The sequence below is a fragment of the Thiocapsa marina 5811 genome, from assembly GCF_000223985.1.
Classification (GTDB): Bacteria; Pseudomonadota; Gammaproteobacteria; order Chromatiales; family Chromatiaceae; genus Thiocapsa; species Thiocapsa marina.
The window spans coordinates 10,308-27,207 of sequence record NZ_AFWV01000022.1 but is presented as its reverse complement, the minus strand read 5'-3'; the positions used below and the strand labels follow the sequence as shown (position 1 = coordinate 27,207).

Here is a 16,900-nt window from a genome sequence, read left to right as displayed (position 1 = left end):
AAACCCATCTTTTGCGCGCCGCGCCCCGGAATCGACGCTTGAGCGGGGGTGGATGGGTTTCGCTGCGCTCTACCCATCCGTGAACTAGGTGTTCACCTTGTTTCTGAATCGTCACTAAGTCATCCGGGACATCGTGCCAAGGCGCAATCCCTTCCCCCAGCTTCCCCCCAAGCTAAGCCGCGTTTAAACCAGCGCCCCGAGCGGTCCATTGGCGATCCCGCGAGGGAAGTCGAAGTTACGGATGTTCGGCAAAATTTCGTCGAGGTCCCTGTTGTTTTGAACCCCGAACCACAGCGCGAGCTCTGCGTTGTACTCATCGACCGATGTCGTGGGAATCAACCGTCCGCGCCCGACATCGAGTTCTGAGCCCGCACGTAGCGTCTCGGGATAGTCGCCGTACAACCGGCCACCGACCACGGAACCCCCCATGATGATCTGGTTTCCGCCCCAGGCGTGGTCCGATCCGTTGCCGTTTGAGGATAACGTTCGACCGAAATCCGAGGCCGTGAAGGTTACGACGTCCTGATCGACCCCCAACTCGACCGTCGCCTCGTAGAAAGCGGCGAGGGCCTGGCTGAGTTCCGGGAGCATAGCGGCTTGGGCATTGAGCAACTCGTCGTGATGATCCCATCCTCCCATCGAGACGAAGAAGGTCTGTCTCCTGTGCCCGAGCGCGCCGCGCGCGGCGATCGCACGAGCAACCTGACGTAGCTGTGCCCCAAGGTCGGTTCGAGGGAAGGCAGTTCTCACTGTCGCCCCGCGGGTCGCGCGATCATACTCTTCACTCAGGTCGATCGCTTCGCGATGCGCCAGCGCGTAGGCTCCCTCGAATTCATTGGCGTAGGCGTCGGTCAGCAGCCGGTCGCTGATTTTAGTCAAGATGCTGTTGGCAATACCGCTACCCTTGTAATAGTTGGAGGGGATCGCACCATCGGCACCGACCACATATGGCAACACTCTCCTGCCCGTCTGAAAAACATTCAGCGAGTTGAGCGCGATGTTCATCCCGACCGCTGGATCGTCGTTGACGGAGTCCGTGAGGATGTCGGCCATTCGTCCGGCCCAGCCCGTTTCTTGTCCGGCCGATTGGGGCAAAGAAGTCTGCCAATGACGTTGCTCGTCAGAATGCGAGAACAAGCTGACCGGAAGATTTCGACCGGAAACAAAACCTTGCTTGTCGGTGGGCTCGATCAAGCTGCCGACATTCGTCACAAAAGCGAGCGGCGAGTTGCCGCGATTGTAAAGATTACGGATCTCGTTCATCCTCGGATGAACGCCGAAGCGGCGTCCGGTCTGCGTATCCGTAATCGGAAGCAGACTCGAACGCCTAAGCGCCAGATCCCGACGGATCCCGGCGTAGTCGTTATATTCACCGGACTCGTAGGGAACAAGCATATTCCAGCTGTCGTTGCCGCCAAGCAAAAACACGCAAACGAGAGCCTTATATCCCGATGTATCCCCGGCGGCAGCGTACGCAGCGTTGGTCATCTTCAAGTTGATGATGCTCGACACCAGCGAGGTGGACAACAACCCTGCGCAGCCACCGGAGAGCCTCAGGAATTGACGACGGCTCGGCGAGGGTAGTTCGCGAGCAATGACTGGACGTTTCGGTTTCATGGTTTGCCCCTAGTAGTACACTGCGTAAAACGCTTTGGAATGATGGACATCGAGTAAATCGTGCGAATGACGCCCCTCACCATGTCAAGGCGAAATCGCGCAGTCAGGAGAGAGCGTCGTTGCAATCACCGCACTAGTTGCCCGGAGCTGTGCCTTTTGATTCTGGCTCAACCAACGCAGGTTGGTTGCACTCACAATCTCCTCCTCGATTACACGGCGGCTACTGTCGCTCATCGTACCCTGGCAGAGGAGCAAGTCGAGGTGGCGCATTAATTCCGCTGGGTTCGAAAGCGCCAACTGCTTTTCCCGAGTCAGGTCCAATTGCACCCGACATCTCTGGCCAGCAATCGTATTGACCGAGATCGCTTCAGACCTGACATCCCCGTAGATTCGGTTCGAAAAGCGATTTGCCCCGCTTGAGGTCAACAACTGAAATTCAGGCGCAACAAGGACGCCGTCGCGGAGCGATGGGTGGGTGTATTCCTGCAGCTTACCTCCCGGTCTGAAATCAGGCAGGTAGAAATTGAAGACGCTCGGAGAGGCATAAGGGCCTTGATCAAAAGCTCCCACCGCGCCGTCAAGAATCAAACGACCCCTCGGGCAATTACTGCTCGGGTTAAACGCCCGCACCAGGGATGCATACCGCACCACCGGCTCCTGGAGTCGAGAGCGGTGTGAAACGCCAGAGGTCGCGGTGATGCTCAGCGCCGACGGCCGGGTGATGGATAACCCACGTGATGCCTCCGGGTCGAGCAAGATGGCCTTGATTACACGCCGCATGTCACCTCTCGCCCCGCCGTCATCGCCATTAAATGCGCGGGCAACGCGGTTTACGTACCACCTGGGCGGGTTCGACATCACCAGGCGCTGAATAAGGAGTCTAGCAATAAATGGCCCCACGTTCGGATGCTCGAAGACGTTGTCCATAGCATCCTTCACATCCCGCATACCTCCTTGCCCAGCCGGAAGAACCCGGCCCTGAAGCAGCTCTTTGCGATCTTTATCATGTTCGCTTTCGAACATCCTCATCGGTGTAAGTTCATCTGGTGGTTGCCAGAAGTCATTCGCCGTACCGGACCCGAATCCAGTGAAAACACGGGCGAATGACTCGATATCCGCGTTATCGTATGATGGGACGAACTCGCCATCAGCCGAGATTTTCCACTCCCCGTTCCGGTTCAGCTCGAACGGGCCTATGGTGAACAGCTGCAGGAACTCGCGAGCATAGTTCTCGTCGGGAAATCTGTTGAGTGCGGGGTCTGGCTTGCGGTTTCGGAAATGGTCGAGATAGACACCCATGACCGGGTGAAGCGTGACATCCTCCATAAGGTCACGGTAGTTTCCGAAGCTGTTCTGAAGTAGCACGTCATAGTAATCCGCCGTGCCAATAAACAGCGCATTCGGAGCCCCTCCAACGACCCAGATTTGTGCGAGCGCCCAAGCGACCCTTTGGCGAAGTTGATCGGGAGCGGCGAGCGCATTTTGCCACCATGAGTGAATCCTGGCTCTATTCTCGGTCTTAAAGGTGGACGAGCGCCCGGACTCGCGAATGAGCTGCTGTGCAAGGGAGAGGTGCCCGGAGATCGGAAGCGCGAACTGCCTATCGATCCACTCCTCGCGTGCATCATCGACACCGATTCTCTGCATTCGGCTTGCCAGCGCGTCAATGTCGGCTGATGTTGGGCCAAACGTCGCCATGTTCAGGAACTGCGCCGCGAGGATCTTGTATTCGACCAGCGCACGTTCCGACGAATTGTTTGCCGTGAAGGTGCCGGCCGTGACTGGCCCGAGAATGAAAAAGAGAAAGATCAGAGCGATGGCGAGGCGCATTCCGGCCCCTTTAAAGGTCTGCATTGGTTAATGTCTCCTATGGAAGCGCAGAATTTAGTCGTAACGGAAGGATTGTGACACGGACAGATATCGAGGTGAACTGACCCAGTCGATATTCATCGACGACTGTGTCAATTCAGATAGGACTGAAGTCTTGGCTCCTGGGATTCGGCTACAGCCCGCATGTGAGTGCGGTGAACGAGCGACACCCATAGTTTCTTACATCATGACTTCAGACAGACTTTCGCTTGCTGCCGGGAGACGCCACAGGTTCGTCGACTACCCGGCGATCGGTTGACCACGGCTTCAGGGTTCGGATCCACAGTGCTACGCTGGGCGCGGGGCGCTGTCATACAGGCCTACGCGAAACCCGTGCCATCGCCATCGAAGCGGGATAAGCCCTTGTTGTGATGTGATTTGCGTCGAAGCGAAGATCGAAGTCCGAGATGCCGGCTGTCAGACATGTCGTCCAATGGCGACGCCGAAGAGATGAGATATCCGAAGTAGCTGCTTTGTAGGGTATTTCTTTGTCGTCGATCCACGACAACAAAGTCACGCCTCGCAACTCGTCGATGAACGGTCAGTTGCGGCCAACGGGCAACAGCTGCTTGGCGTCGGATTGTGAGTTACGGAACAATGCGGGCTCGAGACGATGCCGGCGCAGCAGCTTGTAAAGTTCTGTCCGGTTCCGTCCGGCCAGTCGCGCGGCACTCGCAACATTACCTTCGGTGATCCGCAGCAGATTTTCGAGGTACTCCCGGTCGAAACGCTCGCGCGCGTCGGCCAGGGAAGGCACTGAGTTGAGATCGTTGCGAAGGGCGCGCTGCACCAAACTGGCTGGGATAATCTCGGTGGTGCAGAGCGCGGCGGCTTGCTCGACGAGATTCTGGAGTTGACGCACGTTTCCGGGCCAGGGGGCTGACATCATCAGCTCCATCGCATCCGGTGCGAAACCTTCGATATGTCTTTTGTTTCGTCCGTTGGCCCGTGCGAGAAAGTGGCTTGCAAGCAAGGACACGTCCTCACATCGCTCACGAAGCGGGGGAAAGGCCAACCTGACCACGTCCAGGCGATAAAAAAGATCGTTACGAAACCGCTCCTCGATCAAGGCCTGGTCAAGGTCGCGATGCGTCGCCGAGACGATCCGCACATCGACGGGTACCGAGCGATTTGCCCCGACCGGGCGAACCTCCCCTTCTTGAAGCGCGCGCAGCAGCTTGGCCTGAAATGCGAGCGGCATATCTCCGATTTCATCCAAGAATAAGGTACCGGCATCCGCTTCTTCGAATAGACCTTTTCGGTTCTGTGTCGCGCCGGTGAAAGAACCTTTGCTGTGACCGAAGAGCTCCGACTCAAGAAGTGTCTCAGGTATGGCGGTACAGTTGACGGCTACGAACGGCCGGTTCGCGCGATGACTTGCCCGATGTATCGCGCGCGCCAGCAGCTCCTTTCCGGTGCCGCTTTCCCCTTGGATCAGGATGTTGGTATCCGTTCCTGCCGCAAGGTACGCCTGGCGCAACACCTCTTCCATGGCCGCACTCCGGGTCAAAATGCCGTCACGCCACTCATCGGCTCCATCGGATCGACGGGATACGGAGTCCGCTCCAGTCGAAACGCGCTGTGCGCGCCCGATGACGGCCAAAAGCTCTTGCCCGTCGAAGGGCTTTGTCAGATATCCGAAGACTCCCTGCTGCGTGGCCTTCACGGCTTCCGGAATACTGCCGTGGGCGGTGAGGATGATCACAGGTAGACCAGGATAGTCCTGTTGGACGGAGGAGAAGAGCGCGAGACCATCAAGGCCTCCCATCCGGAGATCCGTAATGACTAGACTCGGCATGAAGTGCGGGAGCAGCGCAATCGCCTGCTCGCCGCTGCTCGCGGCTTCGATGACATGGCCAGCCGCTCTGAGCCGAATGGAGAGAAGTCTCAGGAGCCCTGCATCGTCGTCCACGAGAAGAATACGAAAAGGATCTATCATCGGTCGTCATCTCGGTGATTCTAATCGGGGTAACTCCAAATCGGGCGCCAGAGCACGGTCCTGCATCTCAAGCTCGATACGTTTGAGACCTTCCAATTGTGTCTCCAGCTCTGCGAGTTGCCGCCGAAGCCCCGTCAACTCCTCTTCACGCCCCTCCAGTTGCTGCTCGCGACCCTCCAACTCCTGTATACGTTCCTGCAGCTCGCCCTTACGCCCCTCGAACTGTTTGGAGAGCTCGTTTCGCTGCCCGATCGCCTTTGCGACCCTCCTCTGCAGTCGGAGCTCGTCCTGCAACTGCTGTAGTAGAAGGTTTGCGAGTAAGACAGAGCCGGGGGCTTGATCCGTGTGGGTCAGATAGGTGTCGAGCAGCTCTATTGCACGCTTTTTGTCAGATGGGCGACCGAGCACGATCAACACGACGCTCCAATGCAATAGCTCGGATGGATGATCCGGGTTGGCCTCCGCCGCCGCCTTCCGAAGGACATCCGGGCTGGTGTGTCGGATGGCGGCAACGGAATCGAAAAGCACCCCGAGATCGATCGACTCTTGAGCGGACGTCGAGGAGGTCCTTCCCGGAATCATGGTGCAACCCACAACCAAGACAAAAACGGCACCAATGGATGTCCTCTGCACCTTCAGGCGCAATGATCGGCGGCACCACTCCTGAGCGAATCTCGGCCTCATCCTTCCACGCCCGCGCCGCTCAAAGGGGATTCCATCTGACCTGACGATTTGGATCTGGGGCCGGGCAACCGAAGCTGTAGTCGGGCCCCCTTTTCGGAGGCGAGTACCTGCAATCGCCCTTCGAGGGCCCGAGCATATTCGCGGGCGATATAGAGCCCAATGCCGCTGCCACGGATATGACCTGCTCCAGGGTGGTCACCTTGGAAAAACAATTCGAATACGCGCTCCCGATCTTCTGGAGGGATGCCACAACCCTCGTCTTGAACCTCGACATAGACATCCCCGTCGATCCGGCCCGTGATGACGCGGACACGGCTTCGCATCGCCGTAAACTTGATTGCATTCGAGAGGAGGTTATCGAGAATCGTTGTCAACCGATCCAGATCCGTGCATAAGACCTCGCCGTTCAGATCCAAGTCGAGCGTCACATCATTGGATCGGGCGTAGAGCTTGTGTCGATCCGCGATCTCACGCACCAGACCATCCAGATCGATCTCCCGCGGATCGGCTATCGGCGAAGCCGCTCTTGCGAGACTGACGCTCAGCAGATTCTCTATCAATCGCTGCAGATCGAGACTATTCGCGCAGACGATGTTCGCAATCTCTTGTTGCTCTACGTTCAGCCTACCCACGACGTCTTGCGACAGAAGCGCAACACCTTCCCGGATGTTGGTCAGAGGCGTTTTGAGCTCATGAGAGATATGGTGCATGAAGAAGGTCTTCTGCTCCTCGAGCTCGATCAGGCGAATCCGCAACCAATTCAGGCGGCGGCCAAGGTCTGCAAGATCATAGGGGCCAGATACCGTGATGGGCCGGTCGAAAATCCCCGCGCCGAGCGACTTGATGGCCTGGTCAAGTTGATGGATCGGTCTCGCGATCACAACGGTGAAAAGAATCGCCAACAACAAAGCCGCGGGAATCAGAGCGGATGCCTCCCACAAAAGGTGTTGCCGAAATCGAGTGGCTTGGCGCTGCATCTGCTCGATTTCATGCGCTACGGACCTGATGGTCTCGTGAAGAACGTTCCTTGCGAGGATTCCAAGACCCGGAAATGACTCGATTGCTTCCAGCGCGACTTGACTGCCCGAATCCTCGTTCTTCAAGACCGAAAAAACGGTCATGGCCTCTCGATCGAGCTGAACGAGCCGTTCCATGCCGGCGGATCCCAACTGCAGGCGTCTCATCGTACCAAGGGTCTTCAAGAAGCTGTCGCGCCTCTGCTCGTATGACTCGAGCAAGGCCGTGTCGCCAAGGACATGATATTGCCGGGCGTAGCGCTCGACTGCGGTCATGTCTTCGACGAGATTGCGGCTCGCCTGGATGGCATGGGTCGCTTCGAGTACCGCCGCCTGCCCATGCGAAGTAAGACGATCCACGGATACCAAAGCCGTGGCGAGCGCGCCGGCAAGGGGCAGAGTGACGACCGCGAATCCCATGAAGATCAGCTGAAGGAGTGAGAACAGACGGTAGACCGAGACCCTACGAGTCATCCGAATCCTCCGTTGCCTGCACGCGAGGGGCCTCGTAAGCCCGACAACTGCTCCGCTGTAACCAAGAACCAATGCGCCCCACCGTTCGCAAACCATCGGCTGCGACCATACTACTGCGGATATTGCTTGAGGAGTAACCATCGCCCAACGAGTCCCGCAGGTTGGGACGTCGGCTGCACTAAGCTGGCCTGATAGAGCTTCCAGCGCCTTGCCGGGGCAACGGTGACAGTCGCACCATAGAGTGCGCACTTGGAGACAGCGCGGCCGTGCAAACGTTCACAAATAATCTGCCGCGGTCTTTGACAAGGAAGATATTACGCCAGCTCGGCCGCAACCTCGTTTGTGGCCCTGTTTAACGGATTTTCCAGGCGCCCTCGGGCAGCCGTCAAAGATCTTTGAGAGTCCCGACCACAGCAGGCGGTTGTTGAGTTGCACGAAACGACCGAAGCGCCGCGGGACGGCGCACCTGCTCCCTGTATCAGCGCACGGCGACCGGCAGCACTTCCGCCATCTCGGACACGATCCGCTTGACGGTCGCGTCCCAGGTGAAGTGCGGAGCGAGTGCCGCGCTCGCGGCGCCCATGGCGGCGGACCGCTCGGGATCGGCCAGAACGTCGATCAGCGCTTCTGCCAGGGCGGCGACGTCGCCGACGGGCACGACGAACCCGTTCTCGCCGTCGCGCACCACGTCGCGCTGATCACCGCAGTCGCTCGCGACGATCGCAGTTCCTGCGTGCAGTGCCTCCACATACACGATCCCGAAGGGCTCAAGGCGGGAGGGCATGCAGAAACAGGCGGCGCGGGCGAAGAAGTCACTGATCTTCGCCGGCGGCTGTCGCCCAACGACTTCGATACCGGGGCCCGAGACGCGCGGCGCGCAGCCAACGATGGTCAGGGTCGCGTCCGGAAGCGCGGCGCGGACGCGGCCGAATGCCTCGACCAGCTCCGGGCCGCCCTTGCGTTCCCACTCCACGCCGATGAACAGGATGCTCCGCGGGCGGACATTCGAACGGTCGCGCCGGATTTCGGCGTTGGGGCCCGCCCCGACGCACCGGACCTTCTCGGCTCCCGCCCCGTATTCGTGCGCAATCAGGTCGCGCACGCGCGATCCGAAGGTAAACACGCGATCGGCACGCTCGTAGAACTGCCGTTCGAGCGCCAACCACCGGGGGTGAGGCGGCGGGTCGTCTGCCCGCCATGAAGACCACCTGCGTCCCAGCGCGGCGAAATCCGTGTAGATGCAGTGCGGCACGTCGTCGAGCGACGCGTCGCACAAGGATTGGGTCTGCAAGGTAAACAGGATCGGCGCGTTCCCTCGCCGCCGTTCGACGATCTCGCGAACGATTCCCACGTACCACGCGCTCCGGACCGTATGAAACCGGATCGCCCGCGACGAGACGAACGCCTGCGGCCCGCGCTCTAGCAGCAGATGCGGAAGCGCGGCGATCTTACGCCACTTGACGGTTTCGAATTCCTTGACGATATCGATAACGTCGATTTCGAGACTTGGATACTGCCGCGTCAGCGCGCTCAGTATGCTGGCGTTGATGAGAGAGAAAGACCCGGATTGAATGAGCAGAATCCGCTTGGCATTCGTGTCGGATCGGGGCGAAGGCGAAACACGTTCGTGCGGGACCATATTGAGCTCCAATCGCGCCGCAGTCTGGGTCTAGAGAGAAACCATCCGCCGGAAAAGCCGGGGGCCTTCATGCGTGAGCTGCTCGAAGCGTCTGTGCGGAACCGCTCACGAGGCCGAGCGTTTTTTTCGTGCCGCCTAAAGGTCACGACAAGACAATCAACGGGCCAGGCCGGTGACTGTTTGATCCGTGATTCGCCGGTGCGCTTCTGTCGGAGAGACATGCGAACTAAGGATGCATTAGCCGTTCGATCTCCGATACGCTCAATGCGCGATTGTAGATGCGGAGCTCGTCGATCAGGCCGGTGAGCTCTCCGACGATCTCCTTGGTCGCCCCGTTGGCTTCTGCGCCAATGATCAGGCCGTTGTCATCCACTGAGATGTTCCCGGTCAATGGGCGGGGCGCACCGCTTTGAACCCCGTCGATATACAGGCGCATAAACTCGCCATCGTAGGTTCCGGCCAAGTGAAACCAAGTATTCGGTCGAGGGTCACCTGCATGTACAGCCGTTTCCTTCAGAGAACCTTCGTCTAAGGTGCTTGAATGCCACTTGACTCGGCCGCCGTCCATCGGCACGATCCCAAGAAAGAACTGATCGGGATGTTTGAGATCCCCGAGCTGCCGTTGAGCGATGACGTCGACGTCGATAAGAAACGGGTCGGTCGGGAAGATCCATGCCATAACCGTGATCGCGTCGGCGACGTCGTTTAGGCTTGCGGACGCCGGAACACTCACATATGAGTCGTTTAACCCACTGAGGCTGAGTGCATTACCGATCCGTCCAGTCGCCCATCCTGCGTTGAGCAGGGCACCGTGATTCTCATTCCCGGAGCTGTCATTGGCGATTGATCCTTCCCCTTCGTCGAAGGCCCAATATCCGAGCAGACCGTTGTTTCCGAGTAAGCCGTTGTTGACGAGATAGACGGGCTTGCTGACCGGCCCCGTGCCGAGTCCGGTCATTGGATCCACAACGGAGGCTACGAAACCGAGCGGCAGCGTGGTGTTGCCGTCAAAGGCGTAATTGTTTGGATCGTTGCCGTAGTCGAACAGGTTCGAGATATTGCGGGATGTCTCATTTGCGTCCAGCGTGATCTGGACCGTTTGGATCTCTACGGCATTGTTTGCCGGAAACTTCAGCAGCGCGACCCGCTGGTTGACGATCGATGCCACATCGGCGACGGTGTTCGTCACTGGCTGAATGCCCTTGGTCATGGTCACCAGGATCGTCGAGCCTGCGGGACCGCCGACGAGGACCTCGGGCACGTCGGCACCGTAACTGCCGATCTCGCCCGGCTCGAACCCGTTAACGCTCACCGTAGCGGCACCTGCTTCGGGCGCTTGGGTCATCAGCGCGTGGGCACCGGCCTGTGTCTCGTCGGAGACGAGCTGACCCGTTGCGGTCGTGCCGTCCGTGAAGAGGATCGTAATCCTGGAGCCAATCATCTCGGCGCCGGAGACACCACCCACATCCCATAACGGGATGCTGTTGTCGTCGACGGTCTGCTTCAAGAAACCGGCGATCGAGTTGGAGTCCATATCGCCGCTGAAGCCTACGGTCTCGCCCTTCTCAAACCCGTTCCCGACATTGGTCGTAAACTTCAGGACAGCGCCGCGAAAGCCGCCGTCCGATCCGAGACCGCTGTTGCCGACATCGTCGAATAGCGGGTTCAAATCGTTCGAATCGTGCGCCGGGAGCCAGTACGACTGGTACTCGCTGGTGCCCACGCCGCCGGCCGTCGTCTGGCCGGAATCGAAGTTCCACGGCTTAACGACGTGGTCGCCGCCGCTTCCGTCCAAATCGAAAACCACGTCCGAGTAGAGCGCGCCGGTGGCGTCGATGAACACGGCCGAAATTCGCTTGTCGCCGGTGTTCTGAAGGGTGAACGAATTGCTGCCGAAGTTCGAGATCTGGACGTTGTTTGTGTTCGGCGTAACCTTCATGACCGCCGAGCCGATCGCTCCCGGCTGGACAACGTCCGGTGTCTCCGCCCCGATGGCCTCAAAGACATCAAGAGGGATCGTATCCGACGGCGGGACGGCCTGGTACAGGGCGATGGCGCTGAACTTGGCGGCGTTCGAAGAGGCGCTGCCGGTGACGCTCAGCAGGCCGTCCGCACCGATGGTGACCGGGACATCGACGTCGTAGGCATTGTTGAGGCCGGCGACTGCCATGAGCTCGAGGTCGTCGATCACAAGCTGGCCGTTCACGATGACGTCGAAGACGCGGGAACCGGCGCCGCTGGTACCGAGCGGGTCCCAGATCTCGGCGAACTTCAGGGTCAGGATGTAGTCACCTTGCGTGATCCCACCGCGGGTAAAGGTGACCGACCCGCCGTCCGCGCCGCCGAAGCGCTCGGTGGCATACGTCGCGTCGTCGCCATCGGCGTTGCCGTCGCCGGTATAGTCGCCGTCCGGCGCCGGGCCGTCCCTCGGAGAGGCGCCGTCTAGGTAGGCATTGGATCCAATCCAGCTCGCGTTAACATCGGCTTCGTAGACGATCCCGGACGTGTCCGTCACCGACGGCCCGCCCGCGTTCACCGCAAAGACCAACGGACCCTTCGGTCCTTCGGGCGGCGGCGATGCCTCGTCGTCCTCCTCCACGATGCCCGAGGCGGAGTTGGCGGAGGCGTTGATTTCGAAGCTGGTTCCGGCCGATCCGCCGACGCCGCCTAGGGTGACATCGACGGTGGTCGGCCCGGTGTCGACGTCGTCGTTGGCTACGGCGACCGGCAGAGTGGCCGAGCCGGTCGCGAAGCTCACTTGCGCCGTGAAGCTGGCGCCGCCGGCGCTGTAGCTGACCGTGACGGTACCGGTGAAGCCACCCGAGGCGGTCAGCGGGAAGTCGAGAATGGTGCTGCCACTGTCGCCGCTCTCCTGCACGGTCGCCGCGTCGGCGATGCCGACCATCACCGAATCAACGGGCGGCGGCTCCTCGCCACCAGCCGCGAGAATCTCGATCCCGCGGATCTCGGGATTCTGCACCTCATGACCGAACTGGATCAACACGTCCAACGAGTCGTCACTGTCCACCGTGAAACTCTTCATCACCGCCGTGTACCCGCTCACATCGGCATAGATGTCGTACTCCTCAAGCACCACCTGACCCTCGATGGTGACATCGAACGTCCGAGCCCCGACCTCCTGGGTCTTATCGAACATTTCCGCGAAGTACAACCGGACCTCGAAAGGCCCCCCGCCCGAGACCGGGAAACTCCACCGCATCTCGGGAAGCGGTTCGGGATCCCACCGGGCCGACTCGAACAAGGCCAAAGGCGTCGACGCCGGCACCGATGAATGCACCGAGAACGCCTCGTTCGTCCTCCCCGTCCTGTTACCCGTTTCCAAAGCATTCACATACGGCGACGGCGAAGCCTTCAAATCCGCCGACCAGCCCATAGCGGCATCCAACGAGACCAACGCCTCACCACCGGCATTCACCCGATACAACACCTCGCCCGGCGTCACCGGGTCGTCGACCGGGGACACTACCCATGAGAATGACGTCGTGTCCGCACCACCCGCACCGTCGGACACCGCAACGGAGACCGCATACGGCGAGAAGACACTCGCATCCGACCCCAATGTCCCCGAGATCAAACCCGACGAGGAATCGATCGACACGCCAGCAGGCAAACCCGCCGCCATGAACGACAACGTGTCCCCGTCCGCATCCGACGCCGTCACCGGCACAGATACGACATCTCCATCGACCGACAACTGATCGGCCACCGACTCCAGCACCGGATCAGCATTGGCCGGCGGCGGCTCCTCTCCACCCGCCGCGAGAATCTCGATCCCGCGGATCTCAGGATTTTCCACCCAATGCTCGAACAGGATCGACACGTCCAACGAGTCGTCACTGTCCACCGTGAAACTCTTCATCACCGCCGTGTACCCGCTCACATCGGCATAGATGTCGTACTCCTCAAGCACCAACTGACCCTCGATGGTGACATCAAACGTCCGAGCCCCGACCTCCTGGGTCTTATCGAACATTTCCGCGAAGTACAACCGGACCTCGTAAGGCCCCCCGCCCGAGACCGGAAAACTCCACCGCATCTCGGGAAGCGGCTTGGGATCCCACCGGGCCGACTCGAACAACGCCAACGGCGTCGACGCCGGCACCGATGAATGCACCGAGAACGCCTCGTTCGTCTTCCCCGTCCTGTTACCCGTTTCCAAAGCATTCACATAAGGCGACGGCGAAACCCTCAAATCCGCCGACCAGTCCATAGAGGCGTCCAAGGATGCCAACACCCCACCACCGGCATTCACCCGATACAACACCTCACCCGGCGTCATCGGAGTCGGCAGCCCTGGCTGTGCCTCGATGAGGCCCCAGGTCGCTGGGAAAGACACACCGTCGGGGCCAGCGGTGGAGATGATGCCGACAGCGACGGCCTCGGAGCCGTCGAACCATGATGCCGGCACCAGTTGGGGTGTTCCGACCTGAGTGATCGGACCGCCGTCGACGGAGAAGCTCGCGGCCACGGTCGATGCCGTTCGATCGATGGTGAGGAAGAGATCGACCCTCGACGGACCGGGCAATGCCACCAGAGCCGTCATCGGCGTGGCGGCAATGCCGTCCATTTCAGCCTGGGCCGCAATGGCCCCACTGTTGGCCGCCGACACCACGATCTTCACGTAGTTGTCCTGATCCCCGGTGCCGACGAAGAGTCCCGTCGACTGGGCCCTGAGGGGCGACACCCCTGCGAATGGCGCGAGGATAACCGTGTGAGCGGTGAAGACCTCGAAGTTACCGGGGTTGACGCCGAACTGGAAGCCGTATTGCTGGTCGTTGTTTGGGCCTAAGGCGTCGCCGGCCGGGACGCTGTCGACGGTGGTGACACCTGCAGCGCCGCCGCCCGTCATGTTGTCGGGATCGAAGAGGTTGAGGTAGTCGTCGACGCTGTTGGTCATGAGCCCGGTGAATCCAAGCTCCAGCAGGCCGCCGGGTACGGCGGCGTCGTTGTCCCAGGTGTAGGAGACCGGGAGGGTGGTCGTGGTGCCGTTATCGGGGTCGACGGCGAAGCGATCCAAGGTGTCAGCAAGCCCGTCGTTGTCGTCGTCGGGATCGAGCAGATCCGATTCGCCGTCGCGATCGGTGTCGTGCGGTTGGTCGGCGCCCGAACACGGATCGGTTCCGTTGAGGATTTCGTCGGCGTTGTCGAAACCGTCGCCGTCCTCGTCGAGGTCGGCCCTGTTCTCACCGGTGCAGACGGGGCCGATGGAACCGTCGTAGTCGCTGGGCTCGAAGACCTGGATGGCCGGCTCAAATGTCTGCGCGCCGAAGACGGCTGCCCAGACCGTTCCCGGGAAGGGATCCTCGTCGCCCTGAGCCACGACGTCGAGCGGCTTCACGCCGAAGTTCGAGAAGAGCTCTTCGTCGAAGATCACTGCGTCGCCGGACGCGTTCAACTTGATACGATGCACCCAGCCGCGCCATGCCGCGGCGAGAAGATCGCCTTTCATGGCGCCGTCGAAGTTCGAAGCGGTGTACTCGGTCAATCCGTTGGTCGAGGAGTTGATGGTCATCAGGGCGCCGTCCTCGACACCGGGTATCCGGTAGTCACACTCAACGGGGTTGGCTGCGGGGACGGGAGAGACTCCGTTGAACGTGTTCGCCAGATTGCCCCGGGTGGGGTTCGGGTGCCCGGCGTAGTAGCCGGGCCCGGTGATCAAGTGCAGGTTGTCTGGATGGGTCACCCCGGGCTCGCTGATCTCGTCGGTGCACAGGCCATCCGGCCCGTCGCCGATCGGGATGTCGCCCCAGCCGGCATTCGGGCCGTTGTCGAACGTGTACATCCGGCCCGATTCGGTGATGATCACGTCATAGGCGTTGCGATAGCCCGGCGAGTGGATCTGCACGGGGCCGAAGGGATCGAGGATTGCTTGATTTAAACCGTTGTTGCCACCGAATGGATCGTTGGCATCGTTCACGCCGTCACGATCGGGGTCGTCGAGCGTGGGCAGATCGTACGGAGGCGACGTGATGGCAGAGAGGTCGATGGCCAGAATAGCGGCCGAAAGGGCGTACTCTTTCTGGAACGCGAAGTTGTTCGAGGTGCCGCCCATATTGGTGTGGCCACCCTGGGCAAGGTAGAGCGTGGTGCCGTCGATCACCATCCCATTGCTGGAGTGGTTCTCCTCGTTGCGGGGCAGGCCCCGGACGAGGTCTGTCTTGGTCCAGCCGTCAGCGGTCTGGTTCAGCACAGACAGAACCCCCGAGTTGGTGTCGAGATTTTTGTCCGTTCCACTGCTGCCTGCGCCGATACGCGGGTCGCTCGAGGCCACGTAGATCTCTGGTTCGGTCGGGGTGCCGGTAACGTAGATGCCGGTCACCTGGCGCTTGCCCAGATCCGCCACCGTGCCGTCGTCGTTGTGGTTGGCCATCTCCTTGATGGCCGTGATGACCTCGAGATCGGTCACCGAGTAATCGTTGGGGCCGTTTCGTTGGACCGAGTAGATCTGGATCGTGCCGTCTTGTTGGGCCACATAGAGACGATCGTCGGGTCCCCACTGAAGCGATGTCGGTTTAAATACCGACGTCCCGGCCAAGCCACTCGATCCGAACGAGATTGCTTCGGCTGCCGCAGCAAGGCGGACCGGGATGGCGACCAGCGTGGCGGCAACGACGAGAGTGGCAATGGATGTGATGACGCGCCGCAATATGCCGCCAGCGCGATAACCGACGCTTCGTCGTGCCTCGGTGTCGGAACCCGAGAATCGGGGACCTTGGCATGTCGCCCTTTCGCCGATCGATAAGCTTAAAAAATTACTCATGTGATCTGCTCCCTACCGAAGTTTCGGCTACTACATCGCGCCTATTTTTTCCATCAGTCAGGCTAGAGCAAGCTGCTTAGGCTTGTTTCGAGGAAAATCGGAATGCATCGGAGGCAGACACACACTTGCGAGCAGCGCCCCGTCGCACATGCAAGCAATTCCCGGTCCACTTCAATCGTCGCCTCCGGCGGGAGGGCTGAGGACGTTGCCGAGCGGGGCTTTGGTCATTGTTTCGTTCAGGCCTCTCGGGTTACCCCAACCAGACGGAAACCCCGGGGACGCGGATTTCAGTCCGCCGCGCGGGAGCGATCGGGCGACTGAAGGCGCCCGTACCCCGGCGAGCCGGATGAATCCGGCGTACCCAAGCGGTCGCGGGCGGCGACCTAGGCACTGCCAATGTGGCCGAAAAGATGGTCGAGGCCCCTAGCGGCCAATGACATCGTGGTTTGGCTGGAAGGCGATTCAAGGTCGCCTTCACCCGCCGGCCGTGTTACATCGCCTCGGGTGGATCTCCTGCGCGTTCGATACCCGGCAAGGCTGGGACGGAAACCAGGAATGCGTTTCTCGCCGACACCGCAATTTTGAGGCGATTTCCGCAACGTTCCATACCGTAGGTTGTGCTGACGATTAGGAAGCACAACTTGCGCCGACGTGTCGTTGTGACCCGCACGGATCGGCACAATTTCCCCCGATTTGACGGTTTCCGGAATTCACCGAAGTTAAGGGTCCGTACACCCTCATCGTGTTCGGAAATGTCTTGATTCTGCGGCACAATCCGGTCGTAGGCACCGCTCGACCGCAACGAACATCGTGTCGAGTCTCGCTCGTGAATTCGTCCGCCAGGATGGGAGCGATCACCTTCCACGAACCTGATTCACCCC

8 protein-coding genes are annotated in these 16,900 nt (G+C 60.3%); 1 reads left to right on the top strand and 7 read right to left on the bottom strand.

All coding sequences use genetic code 11. The features are described from left to right. Positions 1-183: 183 nt before the first annotated feature. From THIMADRAFT_RS22685 to THIMADRAFT_RS22665, 5 genes are all read right to left on the bottom strand, one after another. Positions 184-1,617 (bottom strand): DUF1501 domain-containing protein, encoded by a 1,434-nt coding sequence (locus tag THIMADRAFT_RS22685; protein WP_007195474.1) that lies wholly within the window; start codon positions 1,615-1,617, stop codon positions 184-186. A gap of 84 nt (positions 1,618-1,701) precedes the next feature. Next, complete coding sequence (locus tag THIMADRAFT_RS22680) at positions 1,702-3,471, bottom strand: DUF1800 domain-containing protein (RefSeq protein ID WP_007195473.1); 1,770 nt, start codon at positions 3,469-3,471, stop codon at positions 1,702-1,704. Positions 3,472-4,027: 556 nt separating this feature from the next. Beyond that, positions 4,028-5,425: a sigma 54-interacting transcriptional regulator gene (locus THIMADRAFT_RS22675; RefSeq protein WP_007195472.1), complete on the bottom strand. Its 1,398-nt coding sequence runs from the start codon at positions 5,423-5,425 to the stop codon at positions 4,028-4,030. A 6-nt stretch (positions 5,426-5,431) separates the two neighbouring features. After that, a complete protein-coding gene (locus THIMADRAFT_RS22670; RefSeq protein ID WP_139052971.1) occupies positions 5,432-6,070 on the bottom strand; it encodes a hypothetical protein in 639 nt (212 codons plus the stop codon). Positions 6,071-6,105: 35 nt separating this feature from the next. Continuing rightward, the gene (locus tag THIMADRAFT_RS22665) at positions 6,106-7,230 is read right to left on the bottom strand and encodes a HAMP domain-containing sensor histidine kinase (RefSeq protein WP_158308415.1); all 1,125 of its coding nucleotides are present in this window, start codon (positions 7,228-7,230) and stop codon (positions 6,106-6,108) included. Positions 7,231-7,371: 141 nt separating this feature from the next. Between THIMADRAFT_RS22665 and THIMADRAFT_RS27255 the strand changes: the two genes are divergently transcribed. Then, positions 7,372-7,566 (top strand): hypothetical protein, encoded by a 195-nt coding sequence (locus THIMADRAFT_RS27255; protein ID WP_158308414.1) that lies wholly within the window; start codon positions 7,372-7,374, stop codon positions 7,564-7,566. A gap of 511 nt (positions 7,567-8,077) precedes the next feature. Here THIMADRAFT_RS27255 and THIMADRAFT_RS25125 read toward each other — a convergent pair. After that, positions 8,078-9,238, bottom strand: a complete 1,161-nt coding sequence (locus THIMADRAFT_RS25125; protein ID WP_007195469.1) for a glycosyltransferase family 4 protein — start codon at positions 9,236-9,238, stop codon at positions 8,078-8,080. 226 nt (positions 9,239-9,464) lie between these two features. Continuing rightward, positions 9,465-16,019: a malectin domain-containing carbohydrate-binding protein gene (locus tag THIMADRAFT_RS22655; protein WP_007195468.1), complete on the bottom strand. Its 6,555-nt coding sequence runs from the start codon at positions 16,017-16,019 to the stop codon at positions 9,465-9,467. Positions 16,020-16,900: the final 881 nt, after the last annotated feature.

Bases quoted from the DNA above. Each gene is read 5' to 3' on its own strand.
- THIMADRAFT_RS22665 (WP_158308415.1), bottom strand. From the start codon at position 7,230: ATGACCGTTTTTTCGGTCTTGAAGAACGAGGATTCGGGCAGTCAAGTC.
- THIMADRAFT_RS22680 (WP_007195473.1), bottom strand. From the start codon at position 3,471: ATGCAGACCTTTAAAGGGGCCGGAATGCGCCTCGCCATCGCTCTGATC.
- THIMADRAFT_RS25125 (WP_007195469.1), bottom strand. From the start codon at position 9,238: ATGGTCCCGCACGAACGTGTTTCGCCTTCGCCCCGATCCGACACGAAT.
- THIMADRAFT_RS22655 (WP_007195468.1), bottom strand. From the start codon at position 16,019: ATGAGTAATTTTTTAAGCTTATCGATCGGCGAAAGGGCGACATGCCAA.
- THIMADRAFT_RS22675 (WP_007195472.1), bottom strand. From the start codon at position 5,425: ATGATAGATCCTTTTCGTATTCTTCTCGTGGACGACGATGCAGGGCTC.
- THIMADRAFT_RS22685 (WP_007195474.1), bottom strand. From the start codon at position 1,617: ATGAAACCGAAACGTCCAGTCATTGCTCGCGAACTACCCTCGCCGAGC.